Annotated in this window: 5 protein-coding genes and 1 pseudogene; 5 read left to right on the top strand and 1 reads right to left on the bottom strand. The window is 40.9% G+C overall.

From position 1 onward, the window contains the following. Nucleotides 1-507 (top strand): annotated as a pseudogene (locus HMPREF0518_RS06630) (DUF554 family protein); the annotation flags it as partial. On the opposite strand, the gene HMPREF0518_RS06625 reads toward HMPREF0518_RS06630, so the two are convergent. After that, nucleotides 504-1,061 (bottom strand): GNAT family N-acetyltransferase, encoded by a 558-nt coding sequence (locus HMPREF0518_RS06625; RefSeq protein WP_003627311.1) that lies wholly within the window; start codon nucleotides 1,059-1,061, stop codon nucleotides 504-506. The pseudogene HMPREF0518_RS06630 and the gene HMPREF0518_RS06625 sit on opposite strands and share 4 nt — an antisense overlap. A gap of 133 nt (nucleotides 1,062-1,194) precedes the next feature. On the opposite strand from HMPREF0518_RS06625, the gene HMPREF0518_RS06620 reads away from it, so the two are divergent. The 4 genes from HMPREF0518_RS06620 to HMPREF0518_RS06605 are packed head-to-tail and all read left to right on the top strand — an operon-like array spanning nucleotide 1,195 to nucleotide 4,391. Next, nucleotides 1,195-1,572: a hypothetical protein gene (locus HMPREF0518_RS06620; RefSeq protein WP_003627310.1), complete on the top strand. Its 378-nt coding sequence runs from the start codon at nucleotides 1,195-1,197 to the stop codon at nucleotides 1,570-1,572. A gap of 8 nt (nucleotides 1,573-1,580) precedes the next feature. Continuing rightward, the gene (locus tag HMPREF0518_RS06615) at nucleotides 1,581-3,122 is read left to right on the top strand and encodes an ABC-F family ATP-binding cassette domain-containing protein (RefSeq protein WP_003627309.1); all 1,542 of its coding nucleotides are present in this window, start codon (nucleotides 1,581-1,583) and stop codon (nucleotides 3,120-3,122) included. Nucleotides 3,123-3,132: 10 nt separating this feature from the next. Next, entirely contained in the window at nucleotides 3,133-3,903 is a 771-nt protein-coding gene (locus HMPREF0518_RS06610) for a threonine/serine exporter family protein (RefSeq protein ID WP_003627308.1), read from the top strand. Nucleotides 3,904-3,905: 2 nt separating this feature from the next. After that, entirely contained in the window at nucleotides 3,906-4,391 is a 486-nt protein-coding gene (locus HMPREF0518_RS06605; RefSeq protein ID WP_003627307.1) for a threonine/serine exporter family protein, read from the top strand. Nucleotides 4,392-4,752 lie beyond the last annotated feature (361 nt).

Below are 4,752 nucleotides of genomic sequence, written 5' to 3'. Positions count from 1 at the left end.
TTCATTGTCAGCCTAGCTCTAGGCGGCGTATGTGGGACCGCTCTGGACATTTCTGGGCGTTTTGATCGGTTGGTTGCAAAAGCGGGAAAATCAAATTTAGGTAAAGGCCTTGCAACTGAAATCTTGCTTTGCTGTATCGGGGCGCTCTCTATTGTAGGCCCTGTTATTGCGGCTGTAAAAGGCGACCACACCATGCTGTTCACTAATGCTACGCTGGATTTTGTAACGTCGATGGTTTTTGGCGCAAGCTTCGGCTAGGGGATGCTGGTTGTTGCTCCCGTTCTATTCTGCTGGCAAGGCAGCATTTATCTCGTTGCCAAATTTTTATCGGCAAGCTTTTTTACCGGTCCACTAGTAACAGAGATTTCCATTGTGGGCGGCTTCTTAATTGCCTGTTCAGGGTTAGTCCTGTTAAAAATTCGTGATGTTAAAACGCTGAACTTTTTACCATCACTACTTATACCAATCATCTTTTTCATTATTAAAGATGTAACAGGTCTATTTTAATTGGGATTGATTTTTCTAAAAATTTTGGTAGCCATAGTGTGATGATGGATCAAATGTTGTTTTATTCCCATTAATTTAAAGTCGGCATTTTTGGCAACCCGTTCACTTTTACCATTTTCAACCGCGACGATTAAATCAACGTATTTAAGATTTAACTCGCTGAAGGCATACTTGCATACTTCAAGAACGCTTTTAGTCATAATACCGCGGCCTTGGTATTTGCTAGACAGCCAATAGCCGATTTCGCCTTTTTGGTTGGTGATTAAATTATGCAAATCGATCATGCCGCATGGTTCACCATTAACAAGAATGGTTAATACGATCATGCGCTCTTTGACCATGTCGGCTTGGATGGTTTTGATAAATTTGGCTTCGTCAGCTGAAGATTTCATGTTATAAGCCCAAGGCAGCCATTTACCCATGCTTTCTCGGTCATGCGCGATCGCTTGATAAAGATCAATTGCCTGCCAGGTTTGCGGCAACACTAAATGGATGCCTAAGTCATCGATTTGGAAGTGGATTAAAGAAAAATAGTAATGGACATTTTTTTTCATTTTATCGTCCCTTTCTAAATACAAATTGAGTTATTGCAAGTATACTTAATTCATATTCAAAAGTCATTGTAAAGTTGGCTAAATTTTGCTAAGTTCGTAAAAGTTACTGCTTTTGCGTTGAAAGGAGAAAATTATGCAAAAAAAAGAATCAATATTTCCAGTCATTTATGGCATAATTTCCGCAATAATTGCTTTTATTGCCGTATTTTTTATCTGCCTGCACACTTTTAGATTGAATTTGCAATTAGCGATTATACTGGCAGGTATTTTTGCAATTTTCTTTTTTGGTTTGTCTTATTTTAGAGGACATGCTTCAGTTGAAATCAAGCGCATCGTTTATAAATATAAGTTAACGAATCAAGAAGTGGCTAATATTACGGGGATGAAGCCAAGCGACTTTCCAATTTATCATGATCGCTTGCAACTGATTCTGCCTAAGCGTTACTGGCCTCGCGTGCTTGATGCGCTGCAAAAGTATGAAAAAGAACAAGAATCTACAAATAATAGTTAGAGGGAAAAATGAGTTTATTAACTGTTAAAGACTTAAGTCAAAGTTTTATCGACAAGACTTTGTACGAAGATGCCAATTTTGTGTTGAATAAGGAAGACCACATGGGGGTTACTGGTCAAAATGGGGTAGGTAAATCTACCTTGATTAAGATCTTGACGGGTGAGATTATCCCAGATGAAGGTCAAGTTAAGTGGCAAAACAAGATTGATGTTGGCTATTTAGACCAGTATGCCAAGCTTGCACCTGGTGTAACTATCCGCGGCTTTTTGCGGACCGCTTTTGATGATCTTTTTAAGAAAGAACAAGAATTAAACGAGCTGTATACCAAGTATGCTGAAAATAGCGACGATAAGCTGCTAGAAAAAGCGGGCAAGATTCAAACATACTTGGAAGAAAATCACTTTTATGACATTGATACCGAGATCGAGCAAGTCGCAGCCGGATTGGGGCTAGCAGATCTAGGTTATGATCACGATGTTTCTAAGCTTTCAGGTTGGCAACGTTCTAAGATCATTTTAGCTAAGCTTCTTTTGCAAAGCCCTGATGTTTTAGTACTAGACGAACCAACTAACTACCTGGATGTATCGCATATTGACTGGCTGGTTGATTATCTGAACAACTTCTCTGGCGCCTTTATCGTAGTTAGTCACGACTACGACTTTTTAGGTCGTATTACCAATTGCATTATTGACATCGATTTTGGTACGATTACGCGTTATACCGGTACACTGAAGCAAGCGTTACGTCAAAAAGCGGCTAACCGTGAAACCTACCTTAAGGCTTATGCTAACCAGCAACGCAAGATTGCTAAGACTGAGGCATATATCCGCAAGAATAAGGCGGGTACTCGTGCTAAGAGTGCTAAATCTCGTGAAAAACAATTAGCAAGAATAGACGTTTTAACACCACCTAAGAACAACCGTCGGGCTAAGTTTGAATTCCCATATGTAGCTACGGCTTCTAACTTGCTTTTGCAAACGCAAGACTTGGTTATTGGTTATGATCATGCGTTAGTTAAGTCCGCCTTTAATTTCTCCGTTGGTAGGGATGAAAAAGTAGCGATCACTGGTTTTAACGGAATTGGTAAGACCACGTTGCTTAAGACTTTATTGGGCCAATTGGAGCCAATTTATGGCTCATATGAATTATCTGTAACGGCAAAACTGGCTTACTTTAAGCAGGACTTAGCTTGGCCTAACAACAATATGACGCCGCTACAATATTTGCAGGAAGAATTTGAACGCAAAAAGCCAAAGGAATTACGACAAGCGCTCGCACGGATGGGCTTGACTGCACAGCAAGCCATGAGTCCATTAAAAGAATTATCTGGTGGGGAACAGGAAAAGGCAAAATCAGCCAAAATGCAGTTTGAACCTGCTAATTTGCTTTTCCTTGATGAACCGACTAACCACCTAGATAACGATACTAAGGATGCGTTAAGAAAAGCCATTGTCAATTTCCCAGGTGGAGTAATTATTGTTAGTCACGAACGCGACTTCTTCCGTGGTGATTGGGTAGATAAAACAATAGATATTGAAACAATGAATTGAGGATAAAACTATGTCCGATAAGCACGATGGTCAATTTTATCAGGAAATATTGGATATTTGTTTAACCGCTGGACGTTTGATGATTGAAGGCGGCAGTGAAATGTATCGGGTGGAGGATACAATGCTAAGAATTGCTCGCAATGCAGGGGCAGAAGATCCTCGTGTTTTTGCCACGCCTACCTGTGTGTTTATGAGCTTGAATCATGGCAATCTCTCTCAAATGAAGCAAGTGCGCGATCGCAACATTGATTTGGAGCTAGTAGATCGTGTTAATGCATTGTCACGTCAATTTGCAGTTAAGCAAATTGATTTGCCTCAGTTGAAAGAAAAGATAGCCAAAGTAGCCGATGCGCCGTTCTTTCCAATGTGGATGCAAATCATCGGTGCGGCAGTCCTTAGTGCAACCTTGATGGTTTTGTTTATGGACAATTATGACTGGGTTGATTTCCCAGGTGCAGCCATAGTTGGGGGCCTCGGTTTTTGGGCATATTGCGAGTTTAAAAAGTATACTAAGGTCCGCTTTTTATCAGAACTAATTGCGGCAATGGTGATGGGCTTTTTAGCCAGAGGACTGAATTGGCTGGATTCACAGATGATTGTGGACAACATTTTGGTTGGAGCGCTGATGACTTTGGTCCCAGGACTGGCTTTGACAAACGCTTTGCGCGATTTGTTCATGGGGGATCTGCTGTCTGGCATCGTAAGAATGTGTGAGGCCGTTTTAAGTGCACTAGCTTTAGGTGGCGGTGTCGCCATTGTCTTGAAGTTCATGGGGGTCTAGGTATGCCTTTTTGGTTAGAGATAGTAATAAATGTAGCTTTTTCTTATATTGCTTCTGTGGTTTTTGCCATCATGATTAATGTTCCGCATCGTGCCCTTAATTCATTGGGGATTAGTGGTGCCGTTGGCTGGATGGCTTATTGGTTTTGTTTTCATTTAGGCATGGGTAGAATGGTTTCTAACCTGACTGGGGCCTTTTTGATCGGAATTTTGGGACTGTTTTTTGCTAGGAGAAAAAAGTGTCCTGCAACGGTCTTTAACATTCCTGCATTGGTGCCGCTGGTGCCGGGGATGCCAGCATATCAGGCCGTTCGTGCCCTTGTAGCCGGTAATTATACGCTGGGTCAAGAACTCATTTTGCGGGTGGCGATCGTCACGGCCGCAATTGGGTTAGGATTTCTATTTTCTACAATGTGCATTGAAGCATTCTATAGGATAAAATATCTGCACTTAAAGAAGATAATGCTGTACATGAAACGTAAAAGATAGTACAATACGTAGCTGACGAGTCGATTAGTTAACGCGAGATGCGTATATTTATGAGATAGAGGACATCCGCCTTAAGTGGCAAGCACGGGAAGTGCTGATGTTGGACACACTGATGTGAACAGTTTGCATGTCCACATATGCTTATGCATGTGCCTTGAGTTAAAAAGGACAAGCTTTACATGAGCTTGTCCTTTTTGTTTTGCTTAATTTATTGATAAACTTTGGGACTGATTAAGCAAGGATACCCCGCATTTTAATGCGGGGAGTAATTGCGCTTTCAGTCCCTTTTTCTTTCTATTGATAATTCACTATTTAGGTTATGATATAATATTTAATGAATACAGCTAAGGAGGTGAAATTA

Source organism: Lactobacillus helveticus DSM 20075 = CGMCC 1.1877 (genome assembly GCF_000160855.1).
Lineage (GTDB): Bacteria > Bacillota > Bacilli > Lactobacillales > Lactobacillaceae > Lactobacillus > Lactobacillus helveticus.
This window is presented reverse-complemented; position numbering and strand designations above follow the sequence as displayed.